We start from the raw sequence: 14,634 nt of genomic DNA, 5'->3' as shown, positions 1-14,634 counted from the left end.
GTATATTGCGCACCGCCTTCGGCGCCCGCTGGCGCGCGGCCTGCTGACGGCGCCCCTGTGGCTGGCCATACCGCTGGCGCGGCTCTGGCTCGGGTTCTGAGCGGCGGTTTCGGTTGGCAGGGCGGCCGGGCGCGGCTATCACCGCGCCTTTCCGACCTACGAGCCCGCTGACCGACCATGTCCGACACGCCTCCCGACCGCCTCTCCGTCGACCCGTCCAGCCCCTATCACGACGCCGAGGCGTTGCAGCGCGGCGTCGGCGTCCGGTTCAAGGGCGAGGAAAAGACCAATGTCGAGGAATATTGCGTCTCCGAGGGCTGGGTGCGGCTGGCTCTGGGCAATCGCGTGGACCGCAAGGGCAAGGCCCTGACCGTCAAGTTGCAGGGGACGGTGGAACCCTATTTCCAGAACGGCTGACTCTTTCTAGGGTCGCGGCTTTCCAAGTGGAGCCGCGCCCATGTCCCTTCGTCTGCTGACCGCCAGCGCCCTTGCGCTGGGCCTTGTCGCCTTTGCGCCCCTGGCGTCGGCCCAGGACGCCGCGACGGTGGAGCGGGCGATCGCCATTCGCGACGCGGCCCTGCGCTCCAACATCGCCCTGGACTACGTCACCCAGCTGACGACCCGGTTCGGCGCGCGCCCGGCGGGATCGAAAGCCGAACAGGACGCCGCCGCCTGGGCCGCCGACTATCTGCGCGCCCACGGCTTCCAGAACGTCCGCATCGAAGAGTTTCCTCTGGTCGGGTGGGAGCGGGGCGAAAGCTCCGCCGCCATTGTCGGCGACCACGCCCAGGCCCTGGTCGCCGCCGCGCTGGGCCATTCGCCAGCCACCCCCACAGGCGGAGTCGAGGCCGAGATCGTCCGTTTCGCCTCGATGGAAGACCTTCAGGCCGCGCCGGACGCCGCTGTGCGGGGCAAGATCGTCTATGTCGATTTGGGCCAGATGCATCCGATGCAGGACGGCTCGGGCTATGGTCCCCAGACCCGCGTGCGCGGGGCCGGGCCGGGCGTCGCCGCAGCCAAGGGGGCGGCGGCCTTCGTGATGCGCTCGGTCGGGTCCGACGAGGACCGGATGCCGCACACCGGCACCACCCGCTATGTAGACGGCAAGCCGACCATCCCCGCCTTCGCCCTGTCGGCGCCGGACGCCGACCAGGTCAGCCGCCTGGTCGCCCTGGGCGAGCCGGTGCGGATGCGCCTGACCTCGACGGCCCATACCTATGAGACCCACAGCCAGAACGTGATCGGCGACCTGCCCGGCGCCAGCCGTCCGGACGAGATCATCGTCCTGGGCTCGCACATGGACAGCTGGGATCTGGGCACCGGCGCGATCGACGACGGAGCGGGCGGCGCCATTACGGTGGCCGCAGCCAAGGCCATCGCCGACAGCGGCCGTCGCCCGGCGCGCACCCTGCGCGTCATCTTCTATGGTTCCGAAGAGGTGGCCCAGCCGACGCCCCGGACCGGCAACGGCGGCGGCGTCTACGCCCGCAACCAAGGCGCCGCCCTGGACAAGCACATCATCGCCGGCGAGAGCGACTTCGGCGCCGACCGGGTCTATGCGCTGCGGCTGCCGGCCGGCGCGCAAGGCTCCGACTTCCAGAAGGCCGCCACGCGCGTCCTCTATCCGATCGGCGTCCTGGCCTCGGACCGCGTCGAGACCGAGGGCGGGGTCGATGTCGGGCCTATGGGGCCGTTGGGCGTGCCCTTCTTCGGCCTGGCCCAGGACGGAACCCGCTATTTCGACCTGCACCACACGGCCAACGACACCCTGGACAAGATCGACCCGGCCCAACTGAGCCAGAACGTCGCCGCCTGGGCGGGGCTGCTGTGGCTGATCGCCGATTCGGACGTCGATTTCCGCGCCATGCGCCCCGCCGCCCCGGCCACGCCTGCGCGCTGAGCCGCTTGGCCCCGGCCGCCGGTTCTGGCTATAGAGCCGGACCGGCTCGCGGGCGTGGCGAAACTGGTAGACGCAGCAGACTTAAAACCCACTACCGTAGATTTACGTATCTAAATCAATGGGTTAGGAGGGGTAGAGACTTGCACATGCCTTACACAGTTGCCGTGAGCGGCAAGGAGGTCATGTGTCGGAGTCTCACTCCCTCATGGATGGAAAGCTCCATGTGTACCGTCGCGAGAACAGCCGCTTCTGGCAGTGCGCGACGTACCTGAGCGGTCGCAACTATCGTCAGTCGACGAAGGAAACGAACATCGCCTACGCGCGAGAGTTCGCCCGAGACTGGTATCTCGATCGCGTAGCCGAGGACCGGTTGCGGAGGCACGGCGTGTTGCCGACGGCTCCAAATTCGATGGTCATAATTCCGGAGCGGATCGCCCCGCGCCGAAGCGGCGAGAAGACATTCCGCGAGGCTGCCGCGGCGTTCGAGAAGGAGTACGCGGCGATGACGCTGGGCGAGCGCAACGCTCAGTACGTCGCGAGCAAGGGTAGGGTGATCCGGCTCTACCTGAACCCGTTCTTCGGCGACCTGCCGATCTCCGAGGTCTCTGCAGGTCGGATTCAGGACTATCGGCTTCAGCGGGTTACACCTCCCGAGGAGCCACAGCGGGTGCGCTTCGTCTCAGACGGTCGGGAGCGGATCGGCAAGGCCAAGGCTTGGAAGCGTCCGAGCCGGCAGACGCTCCACAACGAGATGGTCTGCCTCCGACAGATCCTGAAGAGCGCCAACCGCAAGGGTTGGATTTCGGCCCTCCCCGATATGAGCAACCCCTATCGGTCGTCCGGGAAGATCAGCCATCGGGCCTGGTTCTCCCCCGAGGAATACAAGCGGCTCTACGAAGCGACGCGGGAGAGGGCAAAGAACCCGAAAAAGGAACGGTGGCGCGAGGAGTGCGAGCAGTTCCACGACTTCGTCCTGTTCATGGTCAACACCGGCCTTCGTCCCGACGAGGCGCAGCGTCTTGAGTTCAGGGACGTCTCCATCGTCGAGGACGAGGCCACCGGCGAACGGATCCTGGAGATCGAAGTCCGGGGAAAGCGGGGCGTCGGGTACTGCAAGAGCATGCCGGGCGCCGTGCGTCCCTTCGAGCGGGTCCTGAAGCGCAAGAACGGCCAGCCGACCGATCTGGTTTTCGGACTGGTCCAGCGCGAGCTCCTGAACGCCATCCTGGACGAACTCGGGCTCAAGAAGGACCGGGACGGCAAGCCGCGAACTGCCTACAGCCTGCGGCACACCTACATCTCGATGCGACTAATGGAGGGGGCGGACATCTACCAGGTCGCCAAGAACTGCCGGACCAGCGTGGAGATGATCGAGAAATACTACGCCTCGCACATCAAGAACGTGCTCGACGCCTCGGCGATCAACGTCCGCAAGGCGAAGCCGGCCAAAAGGGCGGGCAGGGACGGCTCAGGCGGCGAACGTCGACTGACCTCGCCTTGGCGATAGCGGCCGAACGCGGCTATAGAGCCGGTTCGGCTCGCGGGCGTGGCGAAACTGGTAGACGCAACGGACTTAAGCTGAGGATTGAGTGCGCCGGGGGAAATCCCGGACGTAGAACCGCTCAAAGTCGGGGAACCCTGTCAAATGGCGATCCCGAGCCAAGCCCGTCTCTCGACGGGAAGGTGTAGAGACTAGACGGGCGGCGTCTAAGGCCTTCGGGCTATGACGAAGGGATAGTCCAGACCACGAACGCCCTCGGGCGGCGGCGAAAGTCGAAGTGGTATGAAAATCCGTCGGGCTTTGCCCATGCCGGTTCGACCCCGGCCGCCCGCACCAACCCGAATTCGATGAACGCTGCGCCTTGAACTGGTGGTGTCCGGTTCCGATGTCTCAGGCCCCCCTGAGAACGGAGAATAAGAAACCATGGGAGAAGCCCGCACGCCGCTGTTCGCCTACGTCGATGAATCCGGAAACACCGGAAGGAACATCTTCGACACGGCGCAGCCCGATTATTACACCGCCGCCCTGGTCAGCCGGGGCGACTTCGACCGGAACTACGGCGACAAGGTCCGGGCCATCGCCGGGAAGGTCGGCGCTACCGCCATCCACGCGAACGAGCTCGGTCTCGGGCGACTGGAAACGATCGCTGACGACCTGCTCCGGTTGCTGCATCGCGCCGGAGCGACCTTCTTCGTCTCGAGGGTCGAGAAGAAGTACCTGCTGGCGACCAAGATGTTCGACACCCTGTTCGATTCCGGGGAGAACGCCGCCGTCCCGTGGCACGCCTATAATCTGAAGCCGCTCAAGATCATCGGAGCGTTCAAGCTCGCCGGCGTCATCACCGATGATATCGCCCGGGATTTCTGGAAGTGCCTGCTGATGCCCAAGGAAGCGGACGCGCGCGCAGCGCTTCCGCCGATCTGCGAGGCGATCAAGGCCCGGCTCGACATCCTGCCCGATGCGCGTTCGCGCGAGTTGCTGGGGCAGGGGCTGGACTGGATCATCGCTCACCCGGAGTGCGTCCAGTTCGCCACCGAGCAGAAGCTCGCCAAACAAGGCCACTTCCCCAATCTGGTGGCCTTCGCGAACCTTCTGGAAGGGCTCCAGTCCATGTCCAGCCGCCTGAACAAGAAGATCGCGTCGATCATCCACGATGAGCAGAACGAGTTCGGCCGTACGCTGAGCTCCTGGCACGGTCTGTTTTCCAACGCCTCGCCGGATGTCATCGAATGGGCTGGCGAGCGATACTCCCTGCAGCGGGCTCCGGGCAGTCTCTTCGTCATGAAGCCCGACGATCAGAGCGCCGGCATCCAGATGGCTGACGTCGCGCTCTGGCTTTACGGTCAGTGGCTGAAGGGGAAGGACCTGCCGGAGAACTGCGAGCGTCTGCTGCTCTTTATCCTCGCCAACGGCTGGCACAACGACTTCTCCTTCAAGGGGGTCGAACACTCGCTGCTCAATCAGTTCGGAGAGGTGATGTTCGGCGACATGCCTGAAGAGAAGCTGGAAGCGGGTCGAGCGCTTGTGAAGATGAGCGAAGAACGTCGCGTCGCGTCGATGGAACAGTACGAAATCGACGGACTGCCGCCGTTCATGCGAACTCCGCCGCCAGGCGTTGGCACGGCCGGGCCGGCGGCGCCGCTGGCTCAAGGTTAGCACCCTTCGCAAGGTCGGGGTCGGTCGGCTTCCGGATGAAGCCGTCGACCCCAGACGCCACGTCGAAAGCAGTTCGTCCGAACGTCGTCCTGCATCGCGCGGGGGAGGACGCCGCCGCCGACTCCGCCTAGTCGCAGGTCATGACCCACGACGAACTCGACCAGGCCCTCGACCGCATGTTCGCCGAGGCGGCTTCGCCAGACCAGCAGCCCGGTGCCGTGACGGTGCAGACGGACGACTGGCTGGGCCCTCTGTCGACGGTCAAGGCGACCTGCGCCACCCTGCATGACGGGCTTCGGTACCGCGAGATCCGGATCCTCGTGTCGTCGCACTTCGAGACGAAGCTGCTTTCGCGGGCGGAGGCCGGGGAGAGAGGCGACCCCTATCGCGATCTCAGGCCGCGCACGCCGGAGGACTCGCGCGCTCCCGCCTAGTGAATCGAGGCCGGGGCGGGGGCGCCGCTTTCGGAGCTCATGACGAGACTGTCGACCATCAGATCGATCTCCGCATGGAGCTCGCTGACATCCTGGCCTTCGAACCGCGCCTGGGCGGCTTCGCGCCAGGCGATCCGAAGCAGGTCGCGGGCGGCCTCGGGAGCGAGATCGTCAAGATAGATCAGGCCGCGTTCGGCCAGGATCCGGCGCGCGACCTCGCCCGCCCGTTCCGCCAGCTCGTCATAGAGGGCCGTTTCCTCGGCGGTGAACTCATCGGCCACGGCGATCCTTTCGGGACGGCGAATGGGGGACGGGCCTGGAACTTCTGTGAGGAAGCCCGGGGTTTCAGAACCGGCCGCCGCCGACGTCAGGGACGTCCCCCGGCTCCCGGTCGGTCCCTATCGTTCCGGAACCCGTCAGCGGCCAGCCTACAGGCTCGCCGCCCCGGCGCAATCGACGCGGATCGCCGCGAATGACGCATCGCGGGAATCGGTTCGATGCGATAGGCGAGACCGCCGGACCGCGACCGACCTTGCGCCCGGCAGCGGTCCCGCGCCGACCCGCCGTCGGCCGGGCCGCACCCTTCACCGCGAGGCCCCCGTCATGAAATCCCTGATCGCCCTCACCCTCTCGGCCGCCCTCCTGTCGGGCTGCATCGGCATGACGCCGCCCCGCGACGGCGGTAGCCTCAAGATCGCCAGCTGGAATATGGAGCATCTGGCCGAACGGGACGGGGAGGGCTGCAGCCCACGCACCGGGGCGGACTACGCCCGTCTGCGGGCGCACGCCTCGGCCCTCGGGGCCGACGTGATCGCCTTCCAGGAGGTGCAGAACCGGGCCGCCGCGGAGCGGGTGTTCGACCCGGCGCTCTACGACGTGGTCATGTCCGGCCGTCCGGCCAGCACGCGCAGCGGCGAGTGCCGCGGGCGTCCGGGACTTTACATTCAGAATCAGGCCGTCGGCTTCGCCATCCGCAAGGGCGTGCCCTGGACTCGCAACCCCGACCTGAGCGCCCTGGCCCTTGGTAACCCCGATCTGCGCTGGGGCGTGGATGTGACCGTGTCGCGCGGACGGCCGGTCCGGCTCCTGGCGGTGCATCTGAAGTCTGGCTGCAACTCCGGCCGCGAGCCGACCGACCCTGACTGCCCCGTGCTCTTCGACCAGCTGCCGGTGCTGGAAGGATGGACCGAGGCGCGCGCTCGCGAGGGGACGGCCTTCGTCGTGCTGGGTGACTGGAACCGTCGTCTCGCCAGCCGCAACGACGCCTTCCTGGCGGACCTGAACGACGGCGACCCCGAGGGTTCGACCCTGAACCTGACCTCGGGCGACCGGTCGGCGGGCTGCAAGGCGCGGTATCGCGAATACATCGACTTCATCGCCACGGGCGTCGCCGCGACCGCCCGGATCGAGCCGGGGTCCTTCGAGGAATATGTCTACGGTGGTGTGCCCGAGGCCGAGCACCCGTCGGACCACTGTCCGATCTCGGTGCGGATCGCGGGCTGACACACGGGTAGCACGTCCTGAACGCTCGCCGCCGCCTGCTGACAATCAGATCCTCAGCTTCGACCAATCCACCTTGCCCAGATCGTTGTCGAACCAACTCAGCTCGACGCCGAGAGGCAGCGACTGACCATCCTGGAGCAGAACGTGCTCCGGCACGTCGGTGGCCAGGACAGTTTTGGTAAGATGGTTGTCAGCCTGATCGTGCGCGTCGCGTAGGCCGATTGCGACGCTGTTGATCTGAGCCGGCGTGGATCCGGCGACCAAAAAGTGCTGACGGGGGAGTTGAGCGCCCGCTGCGGTCAGAATGATCCGGGCGTAGCAGGCGGGTCGGGCGGGGGATGCAGCGGTGGTCATCTAGGCACTCCGTGTGGGCCGCAATCGGCGAAGGGACATCACCCTAACCGCTGATTCGGCTGGCCGAACCGCGATCGCATGCCTCTGAAGATCTAAGGGCTCCGCCCTCGCGCGGGCCAGGGTGAAGCGGCTTCGCCGCCGGATCGGCCGGTCTCCCCGGCCTTCCGCGCCGGCGTCGGGCGCGATGTCCGCGATCGATACGAGGCTTGTGCAGGCCGGGCGATCCCCCTCCGGCCGATCCGCCCTGGCCCTTGCTACCCCGGTCTCGCCGACGGGCAGGGTTTCAGGCGCGCGTTTCGCGTGCCTGCAACCCTTGCCCAAAGGAGGCAGACATGACTGCTCAATCCACCCAAGCCCGTATCCCTGCGGCGGCTGGCGCCGCCGCGACCGGAGCGGATCAGGAGCCGGTTCACGGTGCGGAGATCGTGGTTCCGCTGAACCGGTTGAAGGCGTCCCCGAAGAACGCCCGGAAGGTGCCGCACAGCGCGGCGACCATCGAGGCGTTCGCCGCCTCCATCAAGGTCAAGGGGGTGTTGCAGCCGCCCGTGGTCGAGATCGAACGCGGCGAGGACGGCGCCGCCACCGGCAATTACCTCGTAACCATCGGGGAGGGGCGCCGTCAGGGCCTGAGGCTCTTGGCCAAGCGCAAGCAGATCAAGCGGACCCATCCGGTCAAGGTTGTCGTGGATACCGAGAATGACGCCCATGAAATCAGCCTCGACGAAAACACCACCCGCGAGGCCATGCACCCCGCCGACCAGTTCGAGGCGTTCAAGCGGCTGGCGGACGAGAAGGGCTATGGCGCCGAGGAGATCGGCGCCCGGTTCGGCGTCACGGCGACCGTAGTGCGTCAACGTCTGCGGCTCGGGGCGGCGGCCCCGGAGCTGATGGCGGCCTATCGGGAGGGGGCGCTGGCGCTTGATCAGTTGATGGCCTTCTGCGTCAGCGGCGATCAGGACCGGCAGCGTCAGGTGTTCGAGCAGTTGGGCGAGTACCGTCCCGTCCACGCCATTCGCCGGGCCATGACCGAGGCCAAGGTCAGGGCGGACGACCGCCGCGCCGTCTTCGTCGGCGTCGAGGCGTATGAGGCCGAGGGCGGTTCGGTGCTGCGCGACCTGTTCACCGAGGACGGCGGCGGTTGGCTGGAAGACCCGGCCCTGCTGGACCGGATGGTGGGCGACAAGCTCACCGCTCTGGCCGACGAGGCGCGCCAGCGCGAGGACTGGAAATGGGCCGAGGCCGCGTCCGACTATGTCGCCGTCAACGCCCTGGGCCGGGTCTATCCGGTCGAAGTCGTCCGCTCCGAGGACGATGCGGCGCAGATCGCCGCCCTGTCCGAGGAATATGACGCCCTCGTCTCCGAGGCCGGGCCGGAAGGGCTGACGCCCGAAGCCGACGCCCGACTGGAAGAGATCGACAAGGCCCTGCAAGCCTTCGGTCCGGACTTCGACTATCCCGCCGAGGTCAAGGCGCGGGCCGGGGTCATGGTCCTGTTGGGACATGACGGGCTGGCCCGGTTCGAGCGGGGTCTGGTCAGGGCCGAAGATGCGGTCAGCGACCGCGCGCCCGATCCGGACGCCCCGGAAAGCTGGTCTGAGCCGGAGACGCAGGACGACGAAACGGCGCCGCCCGCGCCGGACGCCGAGGCCGACGAGGGACCGGCGCCCCTGTCCGAACGGCTGGTGATCGACCTCACCGCCCATCGGACCATGGGGCTGCGCGATGCGGTTCAGGCCGATGAAAACATCGCCCTGACGGTGGTGGTCCATGCGCTGGCCTTGCAGGTCTTCTACCCGGCGTGGGGGACGTGGACGCCCCTGCAACTGCGTCTGAGCGTGACCGGTCTGGAGCGGCTGGCGCCAGGCGTCAGCGACAGCCCGGCCGGGCGGCGGGTGGCCGACCGGCTGGAGGCGTGGGGCGCCCGTCTGCCGGAAGAGGCGCGAGACCTCTGGGCCGTGCTGATGACCCTGCCGCCGTCGGACCTTCTGGACCTGATGGCCTGTTGCGCGGGCGTCGGTCTCTACGCTGTGCGTGACCCCCACGACCGCAAGCCGGACGCCTTGGCCCATGCCGAGACGCTGGCGACCGCCACCGGTCTGGACATGACCGGGACGTGGACGGCCACCGCCGCCAGCTATTTCTCCCGCGTGTCCAAGGCGCGGGTGCTGGAGGCGGTGACCGAGGCGACCACGCCCGAGGAAGCCGGGCGGATAGCAGGGTTCAAGAAGGGCGATATGGCCGAGGCCGCCGAGCGGCTGGTGGAGGGCAAGGGCTGGCTCCCGTCGGTGCTGCGCACCGTCTCGGATGCGGCGGAACCGGAGACCCCGGAGCCGCAAGGCGAGGCGACCGAGCCGCCCGCCGCCGATGACGACGCCTATCGGTTCGCCGCCGAATAGACGGCGTCAGGGCCGAAAACTCGCCGCGCGCCCTTTGGGGGCGCGCGGCTTTTTGTCTCTGGGCAAGGCGCCGATGCGCGGTGTCGCGCTTCGGCATAACGCTGTAAGTCCAATGGCGGGGGGACGGACCTATGGACCGGAACTCGGGCGACCCTTTCCGAACCGACCGGCTCCGGGTCGGGTCGCCCACGGCTCCCGATCAAGGTATGACCTGCGCATGAAGCCCAGCAAGTTCATCGCGCATCAGGAACGACGACTGAAACGCGCGCTGAGCGACGACGAGCGCGACGCCGTCGAACAGGCCCGCGAGGATACGACCACGGGCCAGTCCGACACGGTCAAGTCGATGTGGAAGGCGCTGGACGACGCGCCTGAACCCGATCCCGAGAACCCGCGCGAGAAACCGTCGCACCAGCGTTAGGGGGCATGGCGGGAGCTAGGCCGCTCTGATCTGCGGCCACAGCGAACCGTACTTTCGCGCCTCCTGTTTGCGGCGTCGGTCCTGCGCCCGTGCGCCGTTGGGCCGACAGGCGATGTCCAGCTCAAGCAGGTGAGACTGGGACATGTTGAAGGTGACGTTCGGCCACTCGTTGCCGTCCCGGTCGTGAGCCGTCCGGTATCGGAAACCAAGATGGACGGCCGCCACGATCAGAGGGCCGTTCGCGACGTAGTCCGGGCCCAAGGGCGCGCCGTCCGGGAAGGTGCAGGCGAAGTTTTCCGCGATGTGTTTCAGGCGATAGCTGTCGGTGTCGGGGCGGATGGTTTTCGTCGCGGGCACCGACGCCAGCATGGCGAGCGCGCGCAGCACATGGTCGGCGACGGCGATGTCTTTCAGCTCCTCGCAATACGCCTGGACCCGATCATAGTGCTCATAGGGCGTCTCCCAGCGGCCATCGGTTCGGCGTTCGGGCCGCCCGAACCCCCATCCCCATTTGTGGAGACGATCGTCTCGGTCCATGGCCGTGAGTGTGATCGCATGCCCTGCGGCGCGCAGCAGCATCGACGCCGGCGCATCGAAGCCGCGTTCGGCCAGGTAGCGGCCGAAAGACTCCGGATCGATCCGTCGAGAACCGCACCCGTCAATGCGAGCGCGCAACTCGGCGTTGGAGTGAAATCCCAGTCCACGCGCCAGCGCTTCGACGCGATGCGAGGATTTGATTTCGGGAGCGGTCTGTCGAAGTCCGGCCTTGAGGCGCTCAAGGGTGACAGGATTCAGAGTGATGTCGAGTTCGACCATGGCGTTTGCCTCAGTGGGTGCGCAGGTCGCCGATTACGCTGCGGCACACGAGGAAAACGTGGGGCCGAGGAAGGGATTGCAAGCCACGAGACGTTTGACCCGGCGACAGGTCACAGGCGCCTAACCCGACGCCCAAGATGCCGTGAGTCGCAGGATGCGCAAGGAGGGGCACGATCGGGCCGACTGGCATCCTGATCGCCATGCGTTCGTCGATGGCGCTTTCCCGGGAAGCCTGGTCATGGACCTCGGGAAGCTGTGCCGGGCGAGGCTCGCCGCGGCGTCGCCTCAGGGCATCCGGCGTTGCAGGCCTTCCAGCAGATAGGCGACGAGCAGGGTGAGGCCTCGCCGCTCCACGCAGAATTTGCGCCGCTCGTTCACGGCGTCGAGCAGGTCCTGCCACTCCCCGAGAAGTTCCGCCTCCTGCGCCGGATCCAGCAGGCTCAGGTCGATGTCCTGACCGAGGCGACGACGCAGATAGTCGAAGACGGTTCCGTTCCTGATCTCCTCCTTGACCTCATCGATCATGATGTCGTCGTAGCGACCGGAGTCCATCGCCCCGTTCAGATAGAAGGCAATGAAGGTCAGGATGGATGGGGACATGAGCGCTCCTTGTCAGGCGGAACGCCACGTTGCCCGCTCGGTGCGATCGCTGCAAGCCGACCACCTTGGGGCGCCGTGGTGCATCGCGCCCTCAACCCCCGCTTGTGGACTCGCCGAAGATGCGGATAGCTGCGCGTCGGGAGGCGCGTATGGGACATTTTTTGCATCGATCGGAGTGCCGGTCCTGGATCTATCCGTGGCGATGTCCGGACTGCGCCTCGGCGATCTATGTCTATCAATGCAGTTGCGGCAGCGGCGTCTTCTTCGAAACCAATCAGCCGCCGTGGCCGCGACACGACTGCACCGCCGCGATCGTCGGCGCTTCAATGGCGGGCGCGGGCGGCTGGCTGAAAGCCGGCCTCGATCCTTCGACCGGAAAGGGACAGCCTCTTGCGGCCCTCAAAGGCTTTGTGGCCATCGGCACGGGCGCACCGACGCCAGAGGCGCCCGCCCACATCGTCGCGCCGGCGCACCAGCTTGTCGGGGTCAAGGCGATGGACCCGATGCCGGGTGAGCACGAGAGCTTCATCGGCGTCGTGCGCGATCTGAAGGCCGACACGACCCGGATCAAGGAGCTCTACGCGGATCTCGGCGACCTTGGACGCAAGCTCCTGGACCTGCCTGCGCGCGGCGCCGCCCGGCAGATCACCATCGAGAAGAATGATCTCGACCCTATCGAAAGCTACACGGCCGTGGCCCCGGTCGATCTTCTTCAAGGCGTCGGCGTCGGCGAGATGGTCTGGGTTGAACTGTCGGCCCGCCACGGCGCGGATCGGTCGGCCTGGGTAGTGGTCAGTCTCGGCGCGCTGGGCTGACGGGGTCACCCTCGATCGCTCCCGTTCGCACTTTCGCGTCAGACCGAGCGGAGCCCTCGGTCCTCGTAAACCGAGCGGGGCGGATCGCGGAGGGCGCTCAGCCAGGCTGGGACCTCAGCGCGCGTCTCGCCATTAAAGCCTTCGACGAAGACGCTGCAGAAGGCGAGGGCGGCGTCCCTCGCCGTCATCACTGCGGGAATGCGGTGGCTCGCTGCAACCGCGTCGCCCGCCACGCCGGACCAACCCGTCACGCGCTCCTGATGCTTGATCATGATCATCTGGACGATCCAGAGAAAGTCAGTCCGTTTGTCACTCATGGCGCGGCCTCATGCGAAGACTGCCGGGGCGGGCCGCTGTTGGGCGGGCCTGTCGGCTAACATTGCTCTCTTATAGCCGGTGCTGTGATGGAGTCCCACGTGCGCAGCAACGGCCAGCACGTCAGCTGGTACAGCAGCCAGCAAGCGTAAACGGCCTCGGTCGTATGGCATCCCCCAGTGCCGATCCGTCCATGGGCCACCGCATGGCGCAGGGCCGACCCAGCCCGGAAGTCGAACAGGAGCTCAAGCTCCAGAACGGTGGCCGGCGGCAGGATGGCTTCCAGCTGAGGGCGCAGTCTGCCCAACATCGCCGACAGAGACACATTCTCCTCCGTCATGTCGTCGAAATCGACGACCGGGTCATGGCCCGCAACCCGGAGCACATGGCGCAGGCACGGCTCCAGTTGCGGAACGAGCAGATGGACCGCTGACTGATCGTCACCCTGCAGAAGGCGGGTAAAGCCCAGCGCCATGAGACCTCGCTGCTCCCAGCGCACGAACGGGGAGCGGGACACGATCGCCGCAAGATGCCGTTCGTGGATGTTGTGCCGTTGGGAGAGGGTCAGCCGGGCCGGGTCGAAGCTCCCCTCGACGATGATCTGCCGACGAAATCGCTCGGATTCGTTGATCCTCTGCTTCAGCCAATCCTCGTCGGGATCTTCCCGATCTCCGGATGGCGTGTTCGCGGCGGTTCGTCCGTCTTCGTCGGAGTGCCGGGTTCCCATCATGGCGCCGAGCGGGAACTGATCGAGCGAGGCCAGTGCGTCCTCGCGAAGCGTCTCGACGGGCTGGGACCGTCCGATGCAGGCCAAGGCCTTCAATGCCGCCGGGAGATCCAGCTGCGCGAAGGTCTCGAACGCCTCCCGTCGCTCTTCGCCGAGGTCGAGCGGAACGGTCATCATGACGAACTCGGACAGGGCGTCTTCCTGAAGATCACGCAAGTCCCGCCGGAGCGAACGGCGCCACTCATCCTGTCCCTTTATGCCGCGCAGGGCGTGCAGGGCGGACTGCACCCAATGCGCCTTGGCGCCGGAGGTGCTGACCTGGTCCACCATCTTCAGGATTGTGCTGACCCTCTCGACCTGACACCGCCTGCTGGCGTCCTCGTCTCGGGCTTGCAGATGAAGGTGCGCAGCGTGTCCCAACAACTGCGCGGAGGCCAAGGGGTCGAACCGATCCGGAGCGTCGCGAGCGACGGCCTCCAGGTCGGCGGCGACGTCGAGGGCCGGGACCAGATCGTAGTAGCGCGCAAGTTCCGCCGCCGAACCGAAGACAGTGACCGCGCGGTCGGTCACCGCTCTACAATAGAGGCGCAAAAAGGCGTCACGCGCGGCCGGGTCGGTTTTCTTCTTGCCGGTCAGCCTGAGCGCAAGCTGCAGGGCGCGTTGGGCGAACCCCAGCGCTTCAAACGAAGCGCCCTCGACTTCGCCGTATCGCGGTCTGGCGCGACCATCGAGCAGCCGATCCAGGCTATCGACATAGGCGTCGATCGCGCAGCGTCCCGCTGCCCCGCGATGGCGCTCATTGGTCCAGGCGATATCGGCCAGTCGAGCCTTCAGCCCGGGATGATCGAGTTGAGCCGCCAGGGTTTCGAAAGCCTCGGCCTGAGGGAGGAAGTCCTCGATCACGGGCATCCGCCAGCCGTCGCCCATATACCGCGGCCCCCAGGGTGATCCCTGGTCGGCGGGGCGGAGCAAAAGTCCAACGGCGCCGGACAGCCAGAACCACCCGAAGGCCAGCTTCCCTTCGCTCGCTCGCGCGCGCACCATGAATCGTTGCTCGAACACGCCAGCATCGACGTGCGAATGGTCCGCCGTTTCGGCGTTTATCGCTTCGACATCGAAGCCGACGATCGCCATGGTCGGCGGCGGCCAGTTCAAGCCTTCGGCAGAGGTCGTGGACATGGTCGTGGACGGCGGCG

The 14,634-nt window shown here is 66.9% G+C and carries 15 protein-coding genes; 9 read left to right on the top strand and 6 right to left on the bottom strand.

Annotation, left to right across the window (positions count from 1 at the left end; all coding sequences use genetic code 11):
* Positions 1-177: 177 nt before the first annotated feature.
* The 5 genes from AC07XS_RS08255 to AC07XS_RS08235 all read left to right on the top strand — a co-directional run bounded on the left by AC07XS_RS08255 (position 178) and on the right by AC07XS_RS08235 (position 5,491).
* Positions 178-417 (top strand): DUF3297 family protein, encoded by a 240-nt coding sequence (locus AC07XS_RS08255; RefSeq protein WP_054766378.1) that lies wholly within the window; start codon positions 178-180, stop codon positions 415-417.
* 40 nt (positions 418-457) lie between these two features.
* The gene (locus AC07XS_RS08250; protein ID WP_054766377.1) at positions 458-1,900 is read left to right on the top strand and encodes a M20/M25/M40 family metallo-hydrolase; all 1,443 of its coding nucleotides are present in this window, start codon (positions 458-460) and stop codon (positions 1,898-1,900) included.
* A gap of 205 nt (positions 1,901-2,105) precedes the next feature.
* On the top strand, positions 2,106-3,407 hold the full coding sequence (locus AC07XS_RS08245) for a site-specific integrase (RefSeq protein WP_182714067.1): 1,302 nt from the start codon (positions 2,106-2,108) through the stop codon (positions 3,405-3,407).
* A 417-nt stretch (positions 3,408-3,824) separates the two neighbouring features.
* Positions 3,825-5,057, top strand: a complete 1,233-nt coding sequence (locus tag AC07XS_RS08240) for a DUF3800 domain-containing protein (RefSeq protein WP_182714068.1) — start codon at positions 3,825-3,827, stop codon at positions 5,055-5,057.
* A 140-nt stretch (positions 5,058-5,197) separates the two neighbouring features.
* Positions 5,198-5,491, top strand: coding sequence for a hypothetical protein (locus tag AC07XS_RS08235; RefSeq protein ID WP_182714069.1), 294 nt, complete (start codon positions 5,198-5,200; stop codon positions 5,489-5,491).
* Here the strand turns inward: AC07XS_RS08235 and AC07XS_RS08230 are convergent.
* Entirely contained in the window at positions 5,488-5,772 is a 285-nt protein-coding gene (locus AC07XS_RS08230) for a hypothetical protein (RefSeq protein ID WP_161639671.1), read from the bottom strand. The genes AC07XS_RS08235 and AC07XS_RS08230 overlap by 4 nt on opposite strands.
* A 322-nt stretch (positions 5,773-6,094) precedes the next feature.
* On the opposite strand from AC07XS_RS08230, the gene AC07XS_RS08225 reads away from it, so the two are divergent.
* On the top strand, positions 6,095-6,994 hold the full coding sequence (locus tag AC07XS_RS08225; protein ID WP_182714070.1) for an endonuclease/exonuclease/phosphatase family protein: 900 nt from the start codon (positions 6,095-6,097) through the stop codon (positions 6,992-6,994).
* Positions 6,995-7,039: 45 nt separating this feature from the next.
* On the opposite strand, the gene AC07XS_RS08220 is transcribed toward AC07XS_RS08225, so the two are convergent.
* Positions 7,040-7,348: a hypothetical protein gene (locus AC07XS_RS08220; RefSeq protein ID WP_182714071.1), complete on the bottom strand. Its 309-nt coding sequence runs from the start codon at positions 7,346-7,348 to the stop codon at positions 7,040-7,042.
* A 332-nt stretch (positions 7,349-7,680) separates the two neighbouring features.
* On the opposite strand from AC07XS_RS08220, the gene AC07XS_RS08215 reads away from it, so the two are divergent.
* Positions 7,681-9,744: a ParB N-terminal domain-containing protein gene (locus AC07XS_RS08215; protein WP_161639674.1), complete on the top strand. Its 2,064-nt coding sequence runs from the start codon at positions 7,681-7,683 to the stop codon at positions 9,742-9,744.
* A 217-nt stretch (positions 9,745-9,961) separates the two neighbouring features.
* Entirely contained in the window at positions 9,962-10,165 is a 204-nt protein-coding gene (locus AC07XS_RS08210) for a hypothetical protein (RefSeq protein WP_161639675.1), read from the top strand.
* Positions 10,166-10,180: 15 nt separating this feature from the next.
* On the opposite strand, the gene AC07XS_RS08205 is transcribed toward AC07XS_RS08210, so the two are convergent.
* Together AC07XS_RS08205 and AC07XS_RS08200 are read right to left on the bottom strand one after the other, a co-directional pair.
* Positions 10,181-10,981 (bottom strand): hypothetical protein, encoded by an 801-nt coding sequence (locus AC07XS_RS08205; RefSeq protein WP_161639676.1) that lies wholly within the window; start codon positions 10,979-10,981, stop codon positions 10,181-10,183.
* Between the two features lie 285 nt (positions 10,982-11,266).
* Positions 11,267-11,581, bottom strand: coding sequence for a hypothetical protein (locus AC07XS_RS08200; protein ID WP_161639677.1), 315 nt, complete (start codon positions 11,579-11,581; stop codon positions 11,267-11,269).
* Positions 11,582-11,700: 119 nt separating this feature from the next.
* On the opposite strand from AC07XS_RS08200, the gene AC07XS_RS08195 reads away from it, so the two are divergent.
* The gene (locus AC07XS_RS08195) at positions 11,701-12,396 is read left to right on the top strand and encodes a hypothetical protein (protein WP_182714072.1); all 696 of its coding nucleotides are present in this window, start codon (positions 11,701-11,703) and stop codon (positions 12,394-12,396) included.
* A 38-nt stretch (positions 12,397-12,434) separates the two neighbouring features.
* Here AC07XS_RS08195 and AC07XS_RS08190 read toward each other — a convergent pair whose 3' ends face one another.
* Together AC07XS_RS08190 and AC07XS_RS08185 are read right to left on the bottom strand one after the other, a co-directional pair.
* A complete protein-coding gene (locus AC07XS_RS08190) occupies positions 12,435-12,713 on the bottom strand; it encodes a hypothetical protein (RefSeq protein WP_161639679.1) in 279 nt (92 codons plus the stop codon).
* A gap of 56 nt (positions 12,714-12,769) precedes the next feature.
* Positions 12,770-14,617 (bottom strand): DUF7380 domain-containing protein, encoded by a 1,848-nt coding sequence (locus AC07XS_RS08185; RefSeq protein WP_182714073.1) that lies wholly within the window; start codon positions 14,615-14,617, stop codon positions 12,770-12,772.
* Between the last annotated feature and the right edge of the window lie 17 nt (positions 14,618-14,634).

The sequence above is a fragment of the Brevundimonas sp. GW456-12-10-14-LB3 genome (genome assembly GCF_059424365.1).
Note: the sequence above shows the minus strand (reverse complement) of the source record. Positions and strands in the feature narration are given on the sequence as shown.